This window comes from Microbacterium esteraromaticum, assembly GCF_900163815.1.
Lineage (GTDB): Bacteria > Actinomycetota > Actinomycetes > Actinomycetales > Microbacteriaceae > Microbacterium > Microbacterium esteraromaticum_B.
Window position 1 is genome coordinate 28,743 of the sequence record NZ_FUKO01000002.1, and the last position, 18,922, is coordinate 47,664.

The following is an 18,922-nucleotide window of genomic DNA, read 5'->3' on the forward strand; positions in this document are numbered from 1 at the left end:
GGACCTACAGGACCGTGACAATCATAGCGATTGCGAAGACGCCGGTTGCACGTCGCGTCAGTCCTCGGGCGTCTCCGTCGGAGCCGGCGTCGACGGCGCGGTCGGTGACGTCGGGGTCGGCGTGGGGCTCGGGCTGGTCGTGCCGTAGTACTCGTCACTCGCCGTGGTCAGCACGAACTGCGAGAACTCGGCCGGGTCGCCCATCGCGCCGACGTATGCTTCACCGGCGACGATGACAAGAGCCTCGCTGTTGAGCTTGAGGTCCTTCGTGCCCGGCAGCGGTCCTTCGAGTGCACGCGTGGTCGCGTCCTTCGCCCATTTCACGAAGTCCTGATTCTCGATGCAGGAGCGCACCTTCTTGGCATGACTCACCCCGACCGCGACGGCCAGATCGGCAAGCTGCACGTTCGTGCGGCCATCGCTGTCGATCTCGGGCTGATCGGTGAGCAGCTCGTGGTTGTAGTCGTAGAAGCGCTCCTGAGAGTACGTCGCGACACACGCCGCAGCGGATGCTGCCCGCAGGGAGTACTTCGTGCCGTTCGAGCTGGCCGTCAGCAGCGCCACCGGGTGGTAGGTCACCGTGACGGCGCCTTCTTTGATCCACCCTGCGAGCTGGCGTGCGTTGGCACGCTCGAACTCGGCCGCTCCCGCCGACAGATAGTCGACGTAGACGTGGATCTCGGTCGGCTCCGCGGGCTGCTCGGTCGTCTTCGGCGAGGGCGTCGGAGTCGCGGTCGTGCCAACACCACCGGAGCTCGCCGTCGGCGCCGGCGTCGTCTCGGTCCCGCCGACGGTGATCGTGCTGTCTGTGACGATCACGCCGTCATCGACCATTCCGCTCGGGCTGAGCGCAGGCTTCGACATCGACGATCCCACTGCGAAGGCAACGGCGGCGCCGATCGCACCGACCGCTACGACAGCCACCACGCCGATGAGAATTCGTCGCATCACGCGCGCTCGGGACTGCTGTGCGTGCACCTGCTGTGCTTTCTCCCGCACCGCCTCACGCGAATTGCGGGCAGCGGGGACGTTCGGCGTTTCGTCGCTCGACATCGTTCCTCTTGAAGATCAGATGGGACGGGTGATCCCGCGGCCGCATAGGAAGCGGCACCTGTTCGATGCTAACCAGGCAGTCTGGGAAATACCCAGATGCGGCCAGCCGTGGCATACTGAACAGGGCCCAATGAAGGGCCACGGCGAAGCGACTTCGCCGCTCTATCACTACGGATCGTCCGGCACGTACCTGCCGGTGAAGGAGAAATGTCATGGCTTCTGTGACCTTTGATGACGCGACACGCGTCTACCCCGGCGGCACTCGTCCCGCCGTCGACAAGCTCAATCTCGAGGTCGCAGACGGCGAGTTCCTCGTTCTGGTCGGCCCTTCCGGCTGCGGAAAGTCGACGTCTCTCCGCATGCTCGCAGGTCTGGAAGAGGTCAACGCCGGCCGCATCATGATCGGTGACCGCGACGTCACCGACGTGCCGCCGAAGGATCGCGACATCGCGATGGTGTTCCAGAACTACGCGCTGTACCCGCACATGACGGTCGCCGAGAACATGGGCTTCGCCCTGAAGATCGCCGGCGTCAACAAGGAAGAGCGTGCCACTCGCGTGCTCGAGGCAGCCAAGCTCCTCGACCTCGAGGAGTACCTCAACCGCAAGCCGAAGGCCCTCTCGGGCGGCCAGCGTCAGCGTGTCGCCATGGGCCGCGCGATCGTTCGTCAGCCGCAGGTGTTCCTCATGGACGAGCCGCTGTCGAACCTCGACGCGAAGCTGCGCGTGCAGACGCGTACGCAGATCGCTTCGCTGCAGCGCCGCCTGGGCGTCACCACGGTCTACGTCACGCACGACCAGACCGAGGCCCTCACCATGGGTGACCGCATCGCGGTGCTCAAGGATGGCATCCTGCAGCAGGTCGGTTCGCCCCGCGACCTCTACGAGAAGCCCGAGAACGTCTTCGTCGCCGGCTTCATCGGCTCGCCGGCGATGAACCTGTTCACCACCGACCTCGTCGAGGGCGGCGTGCAGTTCGGTACCGAGGTTGTCCCGCTTGAGCGCGACACCGTGGGGCGCGCCAACGGCTCGCAGGTCACCGTGGGTGTGCGCCCCGAAGACATCGTCGTCAACCCGGCCGACGGCAAGGGCCTCACCGCCGTCGTCGACCTGGTCGAGGAGCTCGGCGCTGACGGCTACCTCTACGGTCACGCGGAGATCGGCGGCAAGCGTCAGGACATCGTCGCCCGCGTCGATGGCCGCAACCACGCCAACGCCGGTGAGACGGTCACGCTCGCCGCGACTGCAGGCCACGTGCACGCGTTCGACATCGAGTCGGGTCTGCGCCTGAACGACAAGCCGGTCGTCTCCGCCTGAGAACGGAACGACCCCACCGCGGCGCGGGCTGACTTCGGTCGCCCGCGCCGCGGCATTTTCACAAGAGATCGCATTCAGAAGATCGTCGTGGAGGAAGTATGAAGCAGGAGTCGCTGCGCATCACGGCCAGCACCGTCGACCCGGGGCTGCTCTCTCTGCCGTGGTCGACACCGCTGGGCAAGTGGCCGTCCGAGCACATCGTGTCGCTGCCGAAGGGGCTCTCGCGGCACCTGGTGCGGTTCGCGGATCTCTCCGGACGGGTAATCGCGGTCAAGGAGACCACCGCCGAGATGGCGCAGCGCGAGTACGAGATGCTCGGCAATCTCGCGAAGCTCGACGTGCCATGCGTCAGTCGCGTCGCAGTGATCGCCGGGCGAGCGGATGCTGAAGGAAAGGCCCTGCCAGCGGCCCTTGTCACCTCGCATCTGCGCTTCTCGATGCCCTACCGCGCGCTGTTCACGCAGGTGCTGCGTCCAGACACCGCCAATCGCCTCGTCGATGCTCTGGCGCTGCTGCTGGTGCGGTTGCACAATGTCGGCTTCTACTGGGGCGATGTCTCGCTGTCGAACACCCTGTTCCGCCGCGACGCGGGCGCCTTCGCGGCGTACCTGGTGGATGCCGAGACCGGTGAGCTCCACGAAGAGGGCCTCACCGACGGACAGCGCGCGTACGATCTAGACCTCGCGCGCACCAATATCGCCGGCGAGATCATGGACCTGGCCGCCGGTGGCCGTCTTGAGCACGGAGTGGACGCTCTGGAGATCGCCGACGGCATCGTGTCGTCGTACCGGTCGCTGTGGGCGGCGCTCACCGACGAGGAGTCCTTCTCGACAGGTGAGACCTGGCGCATCACCGAGCGCGTCGAGAAGCTCAATGCCCTCGGCTTCGACATCGACGAGATGACGCTCGTGACAACGACCGACGGCACGGCTGTTCGCATTCAGCCGAAGGTGGTCGATGCCGGACACCATCAGCGGCGCCTCATCCGACTCACCGGCCTCGACGTCGAAGAGAATCAGGCGAGGCGCCTGCTGAACGACCTCGACGAGTTCCAGGCTCGGTCGACCCGGCATCAGGGCGACGAAGAGCTGCACGCCCACGAGTGGCTCACGCGCGTGTTCGAACCCGTCGTCCGGGCGATCCCCTACGACCTGCGCGCGAAGCTCGAGCCGGCGGAGGTCTACCACCAGGTGCTCGAGCACCGTTGGTATCTCTCACAGGCGCAGGGCCGCGCCGTGCCGCTGGCTGAAGTGCTCACCAGCTACATCAACGACGTCCTGCGCCACCGCCGCGATGAGGCGACGATCATGGGGCCGCCGACCGAGACGATGAGTCTGCCGGTGGTCACCGGAGCCGTCGAAGTGTCACCGGAGACCGCTGCGATCGACTGGCGCGATCTGGTCTGACTGGCCGACGGCCGACCCTGAGCGCGCTGCGGATCATTCCGGTGCCCCGCTAGCGGCTCGAAACGTCCCGCGCCGTCAGGCTTTAGCCGCCCGCACGGTCGAGACCTGGTACAGCGCGACGGATGCGGCGATGCCCGCGTTCAGCGACTCTGTCGCCGCGGAGATCGGGATCGAGACGATCTGGTCGCAGGTCTCGGTGACCAGGCGCGACAGCCCCTTGCCCTCGGAGCCGATGACGATCACCACGGGCCGATCGGCGAGTTCGAGAGCAGGCAGCGCCACGTCTCCTCCGCCGTCCAGTCCCAGCACGAAGACGCCCTGCTTCTTGAACTCCTTCAGCTGCGTGGTCAGGTTCGACGCCAGCGCGACGGGGAGGCGTGCGGCCGCACCTGCGCTGGTCTTCCAGGCAGCGGAGTTGACGCTGGCCGAGCGACGCTGCGGCAGGATGATGCCGTGCCCGCCGAAGGCGGCGGTGGAGCGGATGATCGCACCGAGGTTGCGCGGGTCGGTGATGCCGTCCAGCGCGATGAACAGCGGCGTCTCACCGCGATCGATGACCTGCTCGAGCAGATCCTGCGGGTGCGCGTACGTGTACGGCGGCACCTTCAGCGCGACGCCCTGGTGCACGCCGTCGAATCCGGCCATCCGGTCGAGCTCCTGACGGGTGACCTCGAGCACGGGGATATCGCGGTGCCGCGCGATGGAGAGCATCTCCTTCACACGGTCGTCCATCTCGACGCGCTGGGCGATGTAGAGGGTCGTCGCGGGGATCTTGGTGCGCAGCGCCTCGAGCACCGAGTTGCGGCCGGTGACGGTCTCGGTATCGCTGTTCTGCGAAGAGCCGGACGAGCCCCGAGAGCCCTGCTTGCCGCGGTTTCCGCCGGAGTTGCCACCGGGGCGCCCCTTGCCGCCTGCCGCGGCGAAGCGCTCCTGTGCAGCCTTCCGCTTGCCGGCGACGTGCCAGCTGCGGTCTTCCGCCTTAGGCGTCGGGCCCCTGCCCTCGAGGGACTTGCGACCCAATCCGCCGGTGCCCTTGGTCGCACCCTTCTTCTTGCTGTTGCCCGCTCCGGGGCGGCCGATCTTAGCCATCGATACTCCAATGTGTTCCGTCTGAAGTGTCCTCCAGAATGATGCCTGCCGCCGCGATCGCATCGCGGATGCGATCGGCTGCGGCCCAGTCCTTGTCCGCGCGCGCCTGAGCGCGCTGGGAGATCATCGTCTGCACGAGTCCGTCAAGAGCGGATGCTGTCGTGCTGTCGTCGGCGCGTCGCCATTGCGGATCGAGCGGGTTGAGACCGAGGACATCCAGCATCGCCGTCGCCTCGTTCAGGGCGCGCTCAGCGCCCGCGGCGTCATCGTCATCCATCGCTCGGTTCCCGCGCCGCACCGTATCGTGGACGACCGCCAGGGCCTGCGGCACACCGAGGTCGCCATCCATCGCATCCGCGAAGGATCCGGGAATGGATGCTGTCGCAGCCCCGTCCAAATCGGCGGCATGCGACGACAGCAGCGTTCCCCTGGCATCCGCCTGCGCTTCGTGCTGGGCTCGTGCGATGTCGTTCTGCTCGGGCAGGTGCTGCGCCCGCTCGAGGAAGCTTCTGATGCGCCCGAGTGCCGCTTCGGCCTCCGTCCAGGAGGATTCCGAGAGGTCGAGGCTGGAGCGATAGTGCGCTGCGGCGAGCGCGTAGCGCACCACCAGCGGATCGTGCTCGTCGAGGACGTCGCTCGCGAGGGTGAAGTTGCCGAGCGACTTCGCCATCTTCTGTCCGCCGACGGTCACGAGGCCGTTGTGCACCCAGTAGCGGGCGAAGCCGTCGCCGGCAGCGGTCGACTGCGCGAGCTCGTTCTCGTGGTGCGGGAAGCGCAGGTCGAGTCCCCCGCCGTGAATGTCGAATTCCGCACCGAGGTAGCGCTTCGCCATCGCCGAGCACTCGATGTGCCACCCGGGCCGCCCGCTGCCCCAGGGAGAATCCCACGCGGCATCCGCTTGCTCTCCTGGCTTGGCGGCCTTCCACAGGGCGAAGTCCTGCGGGTTGCGCTTGCCGCGCGGATCAGCATCCACCGCCGCCTCCATGGCGTCCACGGACTGGCGGGTCAGCTCGCCGTAGGCCGGCCACGAGCGCACGTCGAAATAGACGTCGCCGGAGCCATCGGCGGCCGGGTAGGCGTGGCCGCGCTCGATGAGTTGCGCGATGAGCTCCTGCATCTGCGGAATGAAGCCGGTTGCTCGCGGTTCGCACGTCGGCGACAGGATGCCGACGGCGGCATACGCCTGCGAGAACTCCTGCTCGATCCGATAGGCGAGCGCCCACCACGGCTCGCCATCAGTGGCATTGTCGAGCACCTTGTCGTCGATGTCAGTGACGTTGCGCACGAAGGTGACACGGCCGAAGCGGCGCTGCAGCCAGCGACGCAGCAGATCGAAGCTGAGTGCCGCGCGCACATGCCCGATATGGGGGCCTGACTGCACCGTGGGTCCGCACACGTACATCGTCACGTTCGAGGGGTCGATCGGGACGAAATCGCGCAGCTGCTGCGCGCGCGTGTCATGGAGCCGAAGTGTCACTGTCATAGCGTACCGGGGCGTGGCCGAGCAGAACCGGTGTACGCCGCACTGTTGCGGATGTGCGCAGAAGGAGAGTGCGTCAGCCGCGCGGAACCACCAGTGCCATCGCTGTCGCGGCGATCCCCTCATCGCGCCCGGTGAACCCGAGGCCGTCGGTAGTGGTCGCGGCCAGGCTCACCGGCACTCCCCCGAGCGCCGTCGACAGCACCTGCTCCGCCTCGTGGCGACGGGAGCTGAAACGGGGGCGGCTGCCCTGGAACTGAGCGGACACATTGCCGATGGCGAAGCCTGCGTCGGCGAGCAGCTGCGCGGTGCGGGCGAGGAACACATCGGCGTGCGCTCCGGCGTACTCGGGGTGGGCGGTGCCGAAGTGCTCGCCGATGTCGCCGAGTCCGGCCGCGGAAAGCAGCGCGTCGACGATCGCATGCGCCACGGCATCCCCATCGGAGTGTCCGGATAGCGCCGGCTCACCTGGCCACTCCAAGCCCGCGAGCCAGAGGTGGCCCTCGCCGCCGAAGGCGTGCACATCCGTGCCGATTCCGACACGGGGAAGGCTCAATGATGTTCGCGTGTCCATGAGCAGCACCCGCGCCCTCTCCAGATCGGCGGGCGTGGTGATCTTGAAGGCTCGTGCTGAGCCGGGGATGCTGCGAACCGCGCCGCCGGCCGCAGCGAACAGAGCGGCATCGTCAGTGTGCTCCTCGCCTGCGGCGACCGCCCGCGCATAAGCTGATTCGAGCGCCGCCCGGGGAAAGCCCTGCGGCGTCTGCGCGGCCGCGAGCACCGACCGGTCGACCGCCGCGACGACGGCATCGCCCTCGACGCGCTTGAGCGTATCGATGACGGGCAGCGACGGGATGACCCCGCTCAGGTCGACGGCCTCGGCAACAGCATCGATCAGTGCGGAGGGTGTGAGAGCCCGTGCGGCATCGTGCACGAGCACCGTGTCGATATCGCCCCACAGCGCATCTAGCCCTGCCGCCACCGACTGCTGCCGGCTGGCGCCCCCTGTGACCACGGTCGCGAGATCTCGCCGGTCACCCGCCGCTGCACGCACCTCGGTCTCGACGGTGCCCTCGAAGCCGGTGGGAGCGACCACGATCACCTGCATAGGCTGGGCGGCGAAGACACCTTCGAGCGCGTGGCGGAGAACCGAGCGCGAATCGATGCCGACGAGGGCCTTCGGCGCCCCCGCCTCGAGGCGTGTTCCGGAGCCGGCGGCGACGACGACGATCGCCGTGCGAGGGACGGGAAGGATGGTCACACGCTCACGTTACCGATTTCCGCGTCTGCAGACGAGAAGAGGGTGGATGCCGCAGCATCCACCCTCTTCTGCACTCCGGTCAGGGAGCGAATCACATCGACTCAGGAGGCAAGCACCTTGTCGAGGATCTCGCCCGCCTTCTCTTCATCGGTCTTCTCTGCGAGCGCGAGCTCGGAGACGAGAATCTGGCGAGCCTTCGCCAGCATCCGCTTCTCTCCGGCAGAGAGCCCCCGATCCTGATCACGGCGCCAGAGGTCGCGCACGACCTCGCTCACCTTGATGACGTCACCCGACGCGAGCTTCTCCAGGTTCGCCTTGTAGCGGCGCGACCAGTTGGTGGGCTCTTCGGTGAACGGAGCGCGAAGCACCTCGAACACATGGTCGAGGCCCTCCTGCCCGATCACATCGCGAACGCCGACCAGGTCGACATTCTCAGCGGGGACCTCGATGATAAGGTCGCCCTGGGTGACATTGAGCTTCAGATACTTCTTCGTCTCGCCCTTGATCACGCGGTCCTTGACCTCGATGATCGTCGCGGCTCCGTGGTGCGGATAGACGACGGTTTCGCCAACCTCAAAAAGCATAAAAACGTGTCCTTTCGGCAATCTCCAGGATACCACAGCACTTATGCACTAAGGTTCGCGCCGATCGCGTCCCGGGCGGTGCCCCTTGACCCACTAGACTTGTCCAGGACACCCGTCGCACCTCAGGAGGATCCGTGAACTCGCGCTCTGTTGCGTCTCTCGCTTCGCGTCTCGTTGCCGTTGTCGCTCTGGGCGCCGCTGTCGCGCTCGGCACCACCGGCTGCACTTTCATCACGCACCAGGCCACGTTGAACCAGTACCCCGCATCTGACGGCGTGAACATCGAATCGACCGGTGGCCCCATCGTCGTTCGCAACGCGCTGATCATCGCCAACGAAGACGGCTCGGCCGGCAACCTCGTCGCAGCCTTCATCAATGAGAGCGACAAGAGCGCCAATCTGAACATCGATATCGATGGCGAGCGCCTCAACATGCGCGTTCCGGCCGGCGAGCGCGTCAGCCTCGGCGCTGACGCCGACCCGCTGCTCATCGAGAACCTCGGGGTCAAGCCGGGGGCCACGGTGGAGATCCTCTTCGTCTCCGGCGATGGCGATGCCACGCCGTCGCAGGTCCCGGTGCTCGATGGCACCCTCAAGCAGTACGCCGATCTGGTCCCGATGGACGCTGAGGACGCAGGCTGAGCGACTTTCGCAGCATCCGCTGCACGTGAGAGAGGCCGGTTCCCGAGGGAACCGGCCTCTCTCACGTTTCAGCCCTCGAAGCGGTAGCCGAGACCTCGCACGGTGACGAGCATGACCGGCTCGCTGGGGCTCTCCTCGATGCGGGAGCGGATGCGCTTGATGTGCACGTCGAGCGTCTTCGTGTCGCCGAAGTAGTCGCTGCCCCAGACGCGATCGATCAGCTGACCGCGGGTGAGCACCCGGCCGGCGTTGCGCATCAGCACCTCGAGAAGCTCGAACTCCTTCAGGGGCATGTTGATCTCCGTGCCCGCTACGGCCACGGTGTGCCGGTCGATGTCGAGCACGACGCGACCGCCTTCGAGCACACGCTCGTCGAGTTCGGTCTCATCCTGCACGGCGCGGCGCAGCACCGCGCGCATGCGGGCGAGCAGTTCGCGCGATGAATAGGGCTTGGTGATGTAGTCGTCTGCACCCAGCTCCAGGCCGACGACGATATCCACCTCGGAGTCCTTGGCCGTGAGCATGATGATCGGCACGCCAGAGGTCTGCCGGATCTGCCGGCACACCTCGGTGCCTGGCATGCCGGGCAGCATCAGATCGAGCAGGATGATGTCGGCGCCGCGTTCGCGGAAGGCGGTCAGCGAACCCGGGCCGTCTTCGCAGATCTCGACCTCATATCCCTCCCGTCGCAGCAGATAGGCGAGCGGGTCGGCGAGGTCTGGCTCATCCTCGACGAGCAGGATGCGAGTCATGCGGTGTCTCCGTTTCGAATGCGCTGCGGGTGACCGTCAGTCGGTCGCGCGCGCTTCTTCTTTGTCTTCTTGGACTTCTTGTGCGAGCTGGCCGCAGGCGGATCGATGCGCGGCAGTCGCATGGTGAACGTCGAACCGCGTCCCGGCCGCGACCACAACCGCACCTCTCCGCCGTGGCGCTGTGTCGCGTGCTTGACGATCGACAGTCCGAGCCCCGTGCCTCCGGTGCGCCGTGAGCGCGCATCATCGGCGCGGTAGAACCGCTCGAAGATGCGCTCGCGATCAGCATCCGAAATGCCGATTCCCTGATCCGACACGGCGATCTCGACGACATCGCCGTCGACCTTGACGCCGACCCCCACGTGCGACCCCTTCGGCGAGTACACGATGGCGTTCGCCAGCAGATTGCCGACGGCCTCGACGAGGATCTGCACGTCGCCGCGCACCCACGCATCGCGATCGCCACCGCGGGTGAGGTCGACACTGGCGGAGTCTGCCTGCACGGCGTGCGCAGCGATCGAGGCGGTCACCACCTCGTCGATCGAGACCGGCTCGACCTGCGCGAGACTCTCAGCGGACTGCAGCCGCGACAGGCTCATGATGCGGCCGGTGAGCTGACCGAGACGACTGGCCTCCGCCGTGATGCGGGAAGCGAAGTAGCGCACTTGCTCGGGGTCATCCGCTGCCGACTCGATGGCTTCCGCCAGCAGGCTGACCGATGCCACCGGAGTTTTCAGCTCATGGCTCGTATTCGACACGAAATCGGTGCGCATCTGATCGAGCCGCTCGCGCTCGGTGACATCGCGGATGATCAGCAGCGTCAGGTTCGCTCCCAGAACGCTGGAGCGCGCGGACACCGCGCGCGGATCGAGCGTGCTGCCGCCGGTGAGTCGCAGGTCGGCGGTTTCGCTGCGACCGCTGGAGCGCGTGCCGCGGACGAGGTTGCGCAGATCAGAGTTCTCGAGCACGGTGCCCGCCCGGATGCTGAAGCGCCCGGCCGACTTCGACGTTGCGACGACCAGGCCCGAGGCATCGAGCACGCAGGCCGCGTCGTCCATGCTCGCGAGGACTTCGGTGATCCCCTCGGGGACCGATCTCGAGATCTCCTGCGCGGCGATTGAGCGGACGCGATACGCCCACACCACCAGCAGAACGGTGCCGGCGCCGATGATCGCACCGATCGCGAGCGCGAACATCGCGAGTTGAGGCGAGGGCATGCTCCCAGCGTAGGGCTCACGCACCCTGTCACCCGCCGTTCAGCGCCCCGACCCCGCCCCGTAGAGATAGAGTTCACGTTCCGGGCACCGTTCGTTAACCTTCGGTGGCGACAATCGACTCTGGTTCGCGCCAGCGCGTGCCCGTCCGGCAGCAGCATGCCGACCCCGACGAAAGGTTGCGCCCACCATGCGCGAAGTCTTCCACCGCTCCCTTGAGGATCTCCAGGCGCGTCTCGTAGAGATCGCAGACCTGGTCACCGTCTCCATCGACAAGGCCACGCATGCGTTCGCGACGAGTGATGTGGCCCTGGCCGAGGAGGTCATCGCAAACGACGCGAAGATCGATGAACTGGCCGTCACGCTCGACGAGCAGGCCATCGAGATTCTCGCCCGCCAGCAGCCGGTCGCCCGCGACCTGCGCATCGTGGTGTTCGCGCTTCGCGTCAGCGCCTCGCTGGAGCGCATGGGCGACATGGCCGAGCACATCGCTCAGCTCGCCCGGCTGCGTTTTCCGGAGCGCGCCATCCCGAAGGGGCTGAAGGGCACGTTCACGAGGATGGGCGAACTCGACGTCGAGATCTCGCGCACGCTGTCAGAGCTGCTGCGCACCCAGGACCTGCGCCTCGCGGACACCATCCGCAATGCCGACGACGATGTCGACGAACTGCACGCCAGTGTGTTCGAGAAGGTGCTCAGCGACACCTGGAAGGGCGAAGCCGGCGCCACTGTCGACGCGACCCTGGCCAGCCGGTACCACGAGCGCTTCGCCGATCACGCGGTCGCCATCGCCAAGAAGGTCGTGTACCTCGCCACCGGCGACTGGGCTGTCGAGGAAGAGGACATCGCGCTCGCCGCTGAAGCGCAGGGGTCCGCTGCCCCGGAGGCCTGACCGGCTCCCGGCATCCGCTCTGCCGCCCCGCTCTGCCTTCCCACTTTCGCCCGCCGAGACCCCGCACTGCTTACGTCAGCAGTGCGGGGTCTCGGTGCGAAAACGGGGTGTCGGCGCGGTGGCGGGGTGTTACTTCTTGCCCTGCGCAGCGACTGCAGCGGCGCCGGCGGCAGCGGCCTCGGGGTCGAGATAGCGGCCCGCCGCGGTGGGCGTGTTGTTGTCGTCGAGCTCGTAGACCAGCGGGATGCCGGTGGGGATGTTCAGCTCGGCGATGTCGTCATCGCTGATCCCATCGAGGTGCTTCACGAGACCACGCAGCGAATTGCCGTGCGCGGTGACGAGAACGGTCTTGCCCGCGTCGAGATCGGGAACGATCGCGCTCTCCCAGTAGGGCAGCAGGCGGTCGATGACGAGCTTGAGCGACTCGGTGCGAGGCACCTCGCCGTCGATGCCGGCGTAACGCGGATCATTCACCTGGCTGAACTCGCTGGCGTCATCGAGCAGGGGCGGCGGCACGTCGAACGAGCGGCGCCAGAGCTGGAACTGCTCGGGCCCGAACTCTTCCAGCGTCTGTGCCTTGTCCTTGCCCTGCAGAGCACCGTAGTGGCGCTCGTTGAGGCGCCATGAACGGGTCACGGGGATCCACGAGCGGTCAGCGGCATCGAGCGCGATGTTCGCGGTCTGGATCGCACGGCTGAGCAGCGAGGTGTGCAGCACGTCGGGCAGGATGCCGGCCTCGGCGAGCATCTCGCCGCCCCGGTGTGCCTCCTGCTTGCCCTGCTCGGTCAGGCGGACATCCACCCAACCGGTAAACAGGTTCAGCTGGTTCCATTCGCTCTGCCCGTGGCGGAGCAGGATCAGTGTGCGCGTCATGACTCCAGCCTAACCGCGCACACCCACGCCCTCCGCCTCGTGACATCCACAGCGACCGCGCCGAGAGCACGGGAAGTCGCCGAGTGCACGGGCTCTTCGCGAGCATAAGTCGTGCACTCGACGGCAAGTGGTGCACTCGGCGAAAGTCGGGCGCGGCGCACACCACGAAAATCGAGCGCGGCCGGGAAACTAGCCGGCGTTGCGGGGGTCGACGCCTTCGGGGCGGCGAGACAGGCGGGTGAGGCGCGGCACACCGGCGGTGGCACCGGCATCAGCGGGAACGATGACCTGCTGCGCGGCAGCGATCCGGGTGCCCTCGGTGTGCACGATGAGGTCGCCCACGGGAGCTCGCCGAGACAGGATCGCGAGCGCGATCGGGCCGTCTTCGTAGTGCAGGGCAGCCGAGGTGATCTGGCCGACCTCGTCGTCTCCGGCGAAGACGGCATCTCCCCGGGCGGGCAGCACCACTTCGGTGCCGTCGAGGTGCAGCGCAGTGAGTCGACGCGGCGGATGCCCGAGATTGTGCACCTTGGCGACGGTCTCCTGACCGCGATAGCAGCCCTTGCTCATGTGCACAGCGCTGCGAATCCAGTCGGACTCGTGCGGGATCGAGCGTTCATCGACCTCGTGCGACCAGCGCGGCCGCCATGCGGCGATGCGCAGCGCCTCGGCGGCGAGCGCACCGGCGAACGGGCCCTTCAGCCGAGCCGCGTCGTCGACGACCGCAATGCTCCAGGAGAATTCGGCCGCGGGATGCCCCTCAGCCGCGGCATACTGATGGCCGCCGGGCTGCGTGTGCGTCCATGGGTCGCGCCAGATGAGCGGCACGCCGTTCGGAGTGGATGCTGCGATGCGCGCCTCGGCCGCACCGCCCGCGAAGAAACCGACCAGCAGCGCATCCGCGCGCAGGGTGACGGTGACGCGCGAGCGGAAGACCATGCGCTGCAGCCAGGCAGCGAGCTTCTCGGCATCGGCGGCATCGGCGATCAGCCACACGGTCGTGCCGTCTTCGAGCACGCCGGCCGCGTGCTCGACGCGACCCTGCGGGTCGAGCACCAGGAGTTCGGTGCTGTCTCCCGGCGCGAGCTGGGCGACGAACTGCGAAGTGATCGAGTCGAGCCAGGTGAGGCGATCTTCGCCCGTGATCTCGACGAGCGCGCGGTCGGCGAGGGGAGAGAGCGCCTGGCCGGCAGCGAGTTGACGCTGCTCGATCAGGGGGTTGCCGAAGTGCGTGACGACGTCACCGTCGTGCACAGCGTCGGGAAGAGCACCGAAACGTGCCATGTCAGATCTTGGCCAATCGTGCGGAGGCGTGTGATTTCAGAGTCTCGCCGAGGGCGGTGATGTCCCATGCCCAGAGCAGGTGGCCGTCGACGAGGCCGTACATGCGCGTGGCCGCGGTGTACTGCTTGGTGCCGGCGGCGCGCACGACGGCATCCGTCGAGAGATCGATGCGGGGCCCGGCGATTCGGCCGAGGTACAGCTCGAGGGTGCCGTCGGAATGCGCGACCGATACCTCGAGCGGAAAACCGTCGTCGCCGCGCAGCTCTTCGACGTCGTCGACGGTGCGGGCGGCAGCGATCTGTACGGGTGGCAGCAGCGCGGGGCCCGGATCGGCGTCGGTGCGCGGGCGCGCCAACCGCCAGAAACCGCTCTCTGCGAGCAGCGGAACGGGTTCGTCGTTTTCCTCAGAACCGAGGAAGGATGCCGTTGCGGCATAGTTCAGGAATGGACCACCGTCGTGGCTGAAGCTCACGCGATGCGAGAACTCCCCTTGGAAGCGGTGGTCGCCCGCGGTGTATTCGATGACACCCGTGCCCTCCCAGACACCCAGCAGCCAGGAAAGCGGCGCGAGGTCGGCGGGCAGGTCGGTGGGCAGCTCGATCACGACAGAAGTCGGATCAGCGCTGACCGCGGAACAGGTTGACGAGCACGACGCCGGAAACGAAGGCGATCGCGAGGCTCGCCAGTCCCAGCAGGCCGAGGAAGAAGAATTCGAGCGCGACGAGGTCCATGCCTGCAGTCTAGTCGCTCGCGCGGGCAGCCGGCGCGGGACTCAGAGTGCGGGCACGAGCGCGGACAGACCGAAGACGGCCGAGACCAGCCCCATCAGCACGAGGGCTCCGATCACGCTGGCGGCGACACGCACGATGAATCCCTGCGCGCGGCCGTAGGCGAGCTGCACGGCGAACGACAGCAGCAGCGCGCCGCCGAAAGCGAGGAGAAGCCATTGCACGCGCACTTCTTCAGGAAGCAGAATGCCCAGCACGATCGCCGCGACCAGGGAGACCGCCCACACGGCGATGACCCCATGGAAGGCGTTGCGCGGAGCGAGTGCCGGTTCTGACATGACGCCCATGCTACTTGCCGAACCCTGATGCGGGCCGTGCACCACTAGCATTATCGCGTGGTCCTGCTGCTGACGCTCAGCTCGGCTCCCGACGCGGAGTCGGTACTGCCCGCGCTCGCACTGCTGTCGCACAGCTCCCGTCAGCATCCGCTGGATACAGTCCACCTGCTGTCGCTCCCGGAGAGCGACGCGATCCTCATCGATGCCCGTACCGACCTGGTCGGCGCGAAGGCCGCCTGTCGGCTGCTGCGCACTGCCGGCAGCGAGACGCCCATCCTGCTGGTCGTGAGCGAGGGCGGCTTGAGCGCGGTCTCAGCGGAGTGGGGCTTCGCCGATGTGCTGCTCACCACCGCCGGGCCTGCTGAGATCGATGCCCGCATCCGCCTCGCCGTCTCGCGCGCACAGGCGGATGAACCCGTGCGCGTGAGCGCTTCCGGCATCACCATCGATGAGCAGTCGTACGCGGCGAAGCTGCGCGGACGCCCGCTGGATCTGACCTACAAGGAGTTCCAGCTGCTGCATTTTCTCGCCACGCACCCGTCTCGGGTGTTCACGCGCGAGCAACTCCTGACCGACGTCTGGGGATACGACTACTTCGGCGGCACGCGCACCGTCGACGTGCACGTGCGGCGGCTTCGCGCCAAGCTCGGCGACTCCGATCAGATCATCGGCACAGTGCGCAACGTCGGCTATCGCTTCAATCTGCATCCTGAGGGTCAGACCGACCCGGAATGAGTTCACCCAACCGTCCGCCTTGGGTGCAAGGATGTACCCCATGATGGAACCTGCTCTTGCCGACGCTGGTCTCGGAGACGCGGAGGACGACGACTTCGACGCGTTGGAGACGCCGGATGCTGTGCTGCCCGACCACCGCTTCCACGACCGCGAGCTGAGCTGGCTGGCGTTCAACCAGCGCGTGTTGGAACTCGCCGAGGATCCGAACGTCCCTGAGCTCGAGCGCGCGAACTTTCTGGCGATCTTCGCCAGCAACCTCGACGAGTTCTTCATGGTGCGCGTGGCCGGGCTCAAGCGCCGCATCCTCACCGGGCTCGCTCTGCCGACCAACGTCGGCCGCTCGGCGAGCGACGTTCTGGCCGACATCTCCGCTGAGGCTCACGAGCTGCAGCTGCGCCATGCCGACACCTGGACGCAGCAGATTCGCCCCGCCCTGTCCGACGCAGGCATCGAGATCGCCGACTGGGCCGAACTGACCGATGCTGAGCGCGCCTCCCTCAGCGAGTATTTCCAGGCGCAGGTGTTCCCCGTGCTGATGCCGCTCGCCGTCGACCCCGCCCACCCGTTCCCGTACATCTCCGGGCTGTCGCTGAACCTCGCGATCCGCATCCGCAATGCGCGCACCGGACGCCAGGATTTCGCGCGGTTGAAGGTGCCGCCGATGCTCCCCCGCTTCGTCGACGTGCCGCGCTCCGGCGAGATCGTGCGCTTCATCCGCCTGGAAGAACTGATCGCCAACCACCTCGGCGACCTCTTCCCCGGCATGGAGGTTCTCGACCACCACGCGTTCCGGCTGACCCGCAACGAGGATGTCGAGATCGAAGAGGACGAGAGCGAGAATCTCATCCAGGCACTCGAAGCCGAGTTGCTCCGGCGACGCTTCGGACCGCCCATCCGTCTCGAGATCACGGACGACATGGATGACGTGACGCTCGAGCTGCTGATCAAAGAGCTCGACATCACCGATCAAGAGGTGTACCGCCTGCCCGGGCCACTCGATCTGCGCGGGCTGTTCGACCTCTCTCGCATCGATCGCCCCGATCTGCGGTATCCGCCGCACCTGCCCACGACCGCCGTCGCGTTCCAGCCGGGCGACAGCAATGAGCGGCCGGATGTATTCAAGGCCATCAGCAAAGCCGATGTGCTCGTGCACCATCCGTATGAGTCCTTCGCCACGAGCGTGCAGGCCTTCCTCGAGCAGGCTGCCCGCGACCCGCATGTGCTCGCCATCAAGCAGACGCTGTATCGCACATCCGGTGACAGCCCCATCGTCCAGGCTCTCATCGACGCCGCCGAGGCCGGCAAGTCGGTGCTCGCACTGGTCGAGGTGAAGGCGCGCTTCGACGAGGCCAACAACATCGTCTGGGCCCGCAAGCTGGAGAAGGCCGGCGTGCACGTCGTCTACGGCCTGGTGGGGCTGAAGACGCACTGCAAGCTGGCGCTGGTGATCCGCGAAGAAGACGGCGTGCTGCGCCACTACTCGCACGTCGGCACCGGAAACTACAACCCGAAGACCAGCCGCATCTACGAGGACTTCGGTCTGTTCACCACCGACCCGCAGATCGGCAAGGACCTCACCCGGCTCTTCAACGAACTCAGCGGCTATGCGATCGAGAAGAAGTTCAAGCGCCTGCTGGTCGCTCCGCTGCACCTGCGCAAGGGATTGCTGCGGCACATCAACAACGAGCGCAAGAACGCCGAAGCGGGCCGGCCCGCTCGCATCCGCATCAAGGTCAACTCGATGGTGGACGAGCAGATCATCGATGCCCTCTACCGGGCGAGCATGGCCGGGGTCGCCGTCGAGGTGTGGGTGCGCGGCATCTGCAGCCTCCGCGTCGACCTGCCCGGTGTCAGCGACAACATCATCGTCCGCAGCATCCTGGGCCGCTATCTCGAGCACTCGCGCATCTTCACCTTCGAGAACGACGGCGACCCGATCTCCTACATCGGCAGCGCCGACATGATGCACCGCAACCTCGACCGTCGCGTCGAGGCACTGGTTCGGCTCTCCGAACCCGCGCATATTCAGGAGCTGCACGACCTGTTCGATCTGGCGATGAGCCCGCAGACGAAGTCGTGGCATCTCGGAGAGGGCGGTGTGTGGACCCGCGCCCCGGAGGCCGACGACGATCTGCTGATCGATCTGCAGGACCGAACGATGGCCAACGTGCAGCGCCGGCGTCGCAAGCGGTCAGTGCGATGACCGACCTCGCCGTCTACGCCGCCGGCGCAGTCGTCTGGCGACTGGTCGAAGACAAGCTGCGCATCCTGCTGATCCATCGCACCAAGTATCAGGACGTCACGCTCCCCAAGGGCAAGGTCGACCCTGGCGAGATGCTCGCCGAGACGGCCGTGCGAGAAGTGCATGAGGAGACCGGCATCCGCGTCGCCCTCGGCGTGCCCGTCGGCGTCAGCAAGTACTGGATGCGGCCGAAGCGACAGAAGGTCGTGCACTACTGGGCTGCGGAGGCGACCGACGACGCGATCCGCGCGTCGACCTTTCTGCCGAACAGCGAGATCGCCGCGCTCGAATGGGTGAGCGTGAAGAAGGCGCGGAAACGTCTGAGCTATCCGGTGGATATCGAGATTCTCGAGAACTTCGCACAGCTCGTCGACGATGGCGTGCTGCACACCTTTCCGCTGATCGCGCTGCGGCACGCCAAGGCGGTCGGCCGCTCGGACTGGGACGGCTCGGATGCTGCCAGACCGCTGACCGAGAAGGGCCAGCGCCAGGCGAAGTCGATCACGTCACCGCTGCGCGCGTTCGGCGTGCGGCGGATCGTGACCAGCGACGCGGTGCGCTGCCTGCAGACCGTCGCCCCGCTGGAGAAGAAGCTCGGACGGGACGCCCACGCGACGTCGAAGATCAGTCAGGATGCGTGGGAGGACGGCAACGACGACATCCGCTCGGTCGTCGGACGGCGCGTCCGCGCGCGCAAGGCGGCTGTGCTGTGCAGCCACGGTCCCGTGCTGCCCGGCATCCTCTCCGAGATCGCGCTGGCCACCGGCACCGTGCACGGGTCGTATGTCAGCAGCGCCAGCGCTCTCAACGTCGCCGGGTTCTCGGTGGTGCACCTCTCCGCCACCAATCCCGGCTCGGGCATCATCGCGATCGAGACGCACGAGCCGAAGATCTGATCCCGCCCTTGCCGGGGGCCGCGCTGCGCGCGGAGCAACTTCTGCGCGCCCTGATCCGTTCACCTTCCGTTCACCGCCGTGGGACAGTCTCGTTAACCGTCGCTCATACCGTCATTGTGTGCCCTGCACCGGGCAGCA

The 18,922-nt window shown here is 66.9% G+C and carries 18 protein-coding genes; 7 read left to right on the top strand and 11 right to left on the bottom strand.

Annotated elements, in window-relative coordinates:
- Window positions 1–57: 57 nt before the first annotated feature.
- Window positions 58–1,053 carry a DsbA family protein gene (locus tag FM104_RS00185; protein ID WP_087129439.1) on the bottom strand — a complete coding sequence of 332 codons (996 nt, stop codon included), beginning with the start codon at window positions 1,051–1,053 and terminating at the stop codon, window positions 58–60.
- Window positions 1,054–1,265: 212 nt separating this feature from the next.
- Between FM104_RS00185 and FM104_RS00190 the strand changes: the two genes are divergently transcribed.
- Window positions 1,266–2,369 carry an ABC transporter ATP-binding protein gene (locus FM104_RS00190; protein ID WP_087129440.1) on the top strand — a complete coding sequence of 368 codons (1,104 nt, stop codon included), beginning with the start codon at window positions 1,266–1,268 and terminating at the stop codon, window positions 2,367–2,369.
- Between the two features lie 98 nt (window positions 2,370–2,467).
- Window positions 2,468–3,775, top strand: coding sequence for a DUF4032 domain-containing protein (locus FM104_RS00195; protein WP_087129441.1), 1,308 nt, complete (start codon window positions 2,468–2,470; stop codon window positions 3,773–3,775).
- A 75-nt stretch (window positions 3,776–3,850) separates the two neighbouring features.
- Here FM104_RS00195 and rlmB read toward each other — a convergent pair whose 3' ends face one another.
- The 4 genes from rlmB to FM104_RS00215 all read right to left on the bottom strand — a co-directional run bounded on the left by rlmB (window position 3,851) and on the right by FM104_RS00215 (window position 8,189).
- Window positions 3,851–4,864: a 23S rRNA (guanosine(2251)-2'-O)-methyltransferase RlmB gene (gene rlmB, locus FM104_RS00200; RefSeq protein WP_087129442.1), complete on the bottom strand. Its 1,014-nt coding sequence runs from the start codon at window positions 4,862–4,864 to the stop codon at window positions 3,851–3,853.
- Window positions 4,857–6,341, bottom strand: a complete 1,485-nt coding sequence (cysS, locus tag FM104_RS00205) for a cysteine--tRNA ligase (protein ID WP_087129443.1) — start codon at window positions 6,339–6,341, stop codon at window positions 4,857–4,859. The genes rlmB and cysS overlap by 8 nt, the downstream gene beginning before the upstream one ends.
- 79 nt (window positions 6,342–6,420) lie before the next feature.
- Window positions 6,421–7,605: a 2-C-methyl-D-erythritol 4-phosphate cytidylyltransferase gene (gene ispD, locus FM104_RS00210; RefSeq protein ID WP_087129444.1), complete on the bottom strand. Its 1,185-nt coding sequence runs from the start codon at window positions 7,603–7,605 to the stop codon at window positions 6,421–6,423.
- 101 nt (window positions 7,606–7,706) lie between these two features.
- Window positions 7,707–8,189, bottom strand: coding sequence for a CarD family transcriptional regulator (locus tag FM104_RS00215; RefSeq protein ID WP_087129445.1), 483 nt, complete (start codon window positions 8,187–8,189; stop codon window positions 7,707–7,709).
- 134 nt (window positions 8,190–8,323) lie between these two features.
- On the opposite strand from FM104_RS00215, the gene FM104_RS00220 reads away from it, so the two are divergent.
- Entirely contained in the window at window positions 8,324–8,830 is a 507-nt protein-coding gene (locus FM104_RS00220) for a hypothetical protein (RefSeq protein WP_087129446.1), read from the top strand.
- Between the two features lie 68 nt (window positions 8,831–8,898).
- Here FM104_RS00220 and FM104_RS00225 read toward each other — a convergent pair whose 3' ends face one another.
- Complete coding sequence (locus tag FM104_RS00225) at window positions 8,899–9,582, bottom strand: response regulator transcription factor (RefSeq protein WP_087129447.1); 684 nt, start codon at window positions 9,580–9,582, stop codon at window positions 8,899–8,901.
- Window positions 9,579–10,799: a sensor histidine kinase gene (locus tag FM104_RS00230; RefSeq protein ID WP_087129448.1), complete on the bottom strand. Its 1,221-nt coding sequence runs from the start codon at window positions 10,797–10,799 to the stop codon at window positions 9,579–9,581. The genes FM104_RS00225 and FM104_RS00230 overlap by 4 nt, the downstream gene beginning before the upstream one ends.
- Window positions 10,800–10,986: 187 nt before the next feature.
- Between FM104_RS00230 and phoU the strand changes: the two genes are divergently transcribed.
- Entirely contained in the window at window positions 10,987–11,688 is a 702-nt protein-coding gene (gene phoU / locus FM104_RS00235; RefSeq protein WP_087129449.1) for a phosphate signaling complex protein PhoU, read from the top strand.
- Window positions 11,689–11,817: 129 nt separating this feature from the next.
- On the opposite strand, the gene FM104_RS00240 is transcribed toward phoU, so the two are convergent.
- The 4 genes from FM104_RS00240 to FM104_RS00255 form a co-directional block, all read right to left on the bottom strand.
- The gene (locus FM104_RS00240) at window positions 11,818–12,561 is read right to left on the bottom strand and encodes a phosphoglyceromutase (RefSeq protein WP_087129450.1); all 744 of its coding nucleotides are present in this window, start codon (window positions 12,559–12,561) and stop codon (window positions 11,818–11,820) included.
- A gap of 189 nt (window positions 12,562–12,750) precedes the next feature.
- Window positions 12,751–13,845, bottom strand: coding sequence for a CAF17-like 4Fe-4S cluster assembly/insertion protein YgfZ (ygfZ, locus tag FM104_RS00245; protein WP_087129451.1), 1,095 nt, complete (start codon window positions 13,843–13,845; stop codon window positions 12,751–12,753).
- Between the two features lies 1 nt (window position 13,846).
- Entirely contained in the window at window positions 13,847–14,449 is a 603-nt protein-coding gene (locus FM104_RS00250; RefSeq protein WP_087129452.1) for an FABP family protein, read from the bottom strand.
- A 168-nt stretch (window positions 14,450–14,617) separates the two neighbouring features.
- Window positions 14,618–14,911, bottom strand: a complete 294-nt coding sequence (locus FM104_RS00255; protein WP_087129559.1) for a hypothetical protein — start codon at window positions 14,909–14,911, stop codon at window positions 14,618–14,620.
- 57 nt (window positions 14,912–14,968) lie between these two features.
- Between FM104_RS00255 and FM104_RS00260 the strand changes: the two genes are divergently transcribed.
- The 3 genes from FM104_RS00260 to FM104_RS00270 are packed head-to-tail and all read left to right on the top strand — an operon-like array spanning window position 14,969 to window position 18,784.
- Window positions 14,969–15,646 carry a winged helix-turn-helix transcriptional regulator gene (locus FM104_RS00260; protein WP_087129453.1) on the top strand — a complete coding sequence of 226 codons (678 nt, stop codon included), beginning with the start codon at window positions 14,969–14,971 and terminating at the stop codon, window positions 15,644–15,646.
- A 40-nt stretch (window positions 15,647–15,686) separates the two neighbouring features.
- The gene (locus FM104_RS00265; protein WP_087129454.1) at window positions 15,687–17,849 is read left to right on the top strand and encodes an RNA degradosome polyphosphate kinase; all 2,163 of its coding nucleotides are present in this window, start codon (window positions 15,687–15,689) and stop codon (window positions 17,847–17,849) included.
- The gene (locus FM104_RS00270; protein ID WP_087129455.1) at window positions 17,846–18,784 is read left to right on the top strand and encodes an NUDIX hydrolase; all 939 of its coding nucleotides are present in this window, start codon (window positions 17,846–17,848) and stop codon (window positions 18,782–18,784) included. Before FM104_RS00265 ends, FM104_RS00270 begins: the two co-directional genes overlap by 4 nt.
- The last annotated feature ends 138 nt before the right edge of the window (window positions 18,785–18,922 follow it).

Excerpts from the sequence above, each read along its gene's own strand:
- FM104_RS00270 (WP_087129455.1), top strand. The coding sequence starts at position 17,846 with ATGACCGACCTCGCCGTCTACGCCGCCGGCGCAGTCGTCTGGCGACTG.
- FM104_RS00265 (WP_087129454.1), top strand. The coding sequence starts at position 15,687 with ATGATGGAACCTGCTCTTGCCGACGCTGGTCTCGGAGACGCGGAGGAC.
- FM104_RS00255 (WP_087129559.1), bottom strand. The coding sequence starts at position 14,911 with ATGTCAGAACCGGCACTCGCTCCGCGCAACGCCTTCCATGGGGTCATC.
- FM104_RS00190 (WP_087129440.1), top strand. The coding sequence starts at position 1,266 with ATGGCTTCTGTGACCTTTGATGACGCGACACGCGTCTACCCCGGCGGC.
- rlmB (WP_087129442.1), bottom strand. The coding sequence starts at position 4,864 with ATGGCTAAGATCGGCCGCCCCGGAGCGGGCAACAGCAAGAAGAAGGGT.
- FM104_RS00230 (WP_087129448.1), bottom strand. The coding sequence starts at position 10,799 with ATGCCCTCGCCTCAACTCGCGATGTTCGCGCTCGCGATCGGTGCGATC.
- ygfZ (WP_087129451.1), bottom strand. The coding sequence starts at position 13,845 with ATGGCACGTTTCGGTGCTCTTCCCGACGCTGTGCACGACGGTGACGTC.
- phoU (WP_087129449.1), top strand. The coding sequence starts at position 10,987 with ATGCGCGAAGTCTTCCACCGCTCCCTTGAGGATCTCCAGGCGCGTCTC.
- FM104_RS00185 (WP_087129439.1), bottom strand. The coding sequence starts at position 1,053 with ATGTCGAGCGACGAAACGCCGAACGTCCCCGCTGCCCGCAATTCGCGT.
- FM104_RS00195 (WP_087129441.1), top strand. The coding sequence starts at position 2,468 with ATGAAGCAGGAGTCGCTGCGCATCACGGCCAGCACCGTCGACCCGGGG.
- FM104_RS00225 (WP_087129447.1), bottom strand. The coding sequence starts at position 9,582 with ATGACTCGCATCCTGCTCGTCGAGGATGAGCCAGACCTCGCCGACCCG.
- FM104_RS00240 (WP_087129450.1), bottom strand. The coding sequence starts at position 12,561 with ATGACGCGCACACTGATCCTGCTCCGCCACGGGCAGAGCGAATGGAAC.
- FM104_RS00215 (WP_087129445.1), bottom strand. The coding sequence starts at position 8,189 with ATGCTTTTTGAGGTTGGCGAAACCGTCGTCTATCCGCACCACGGAGCC.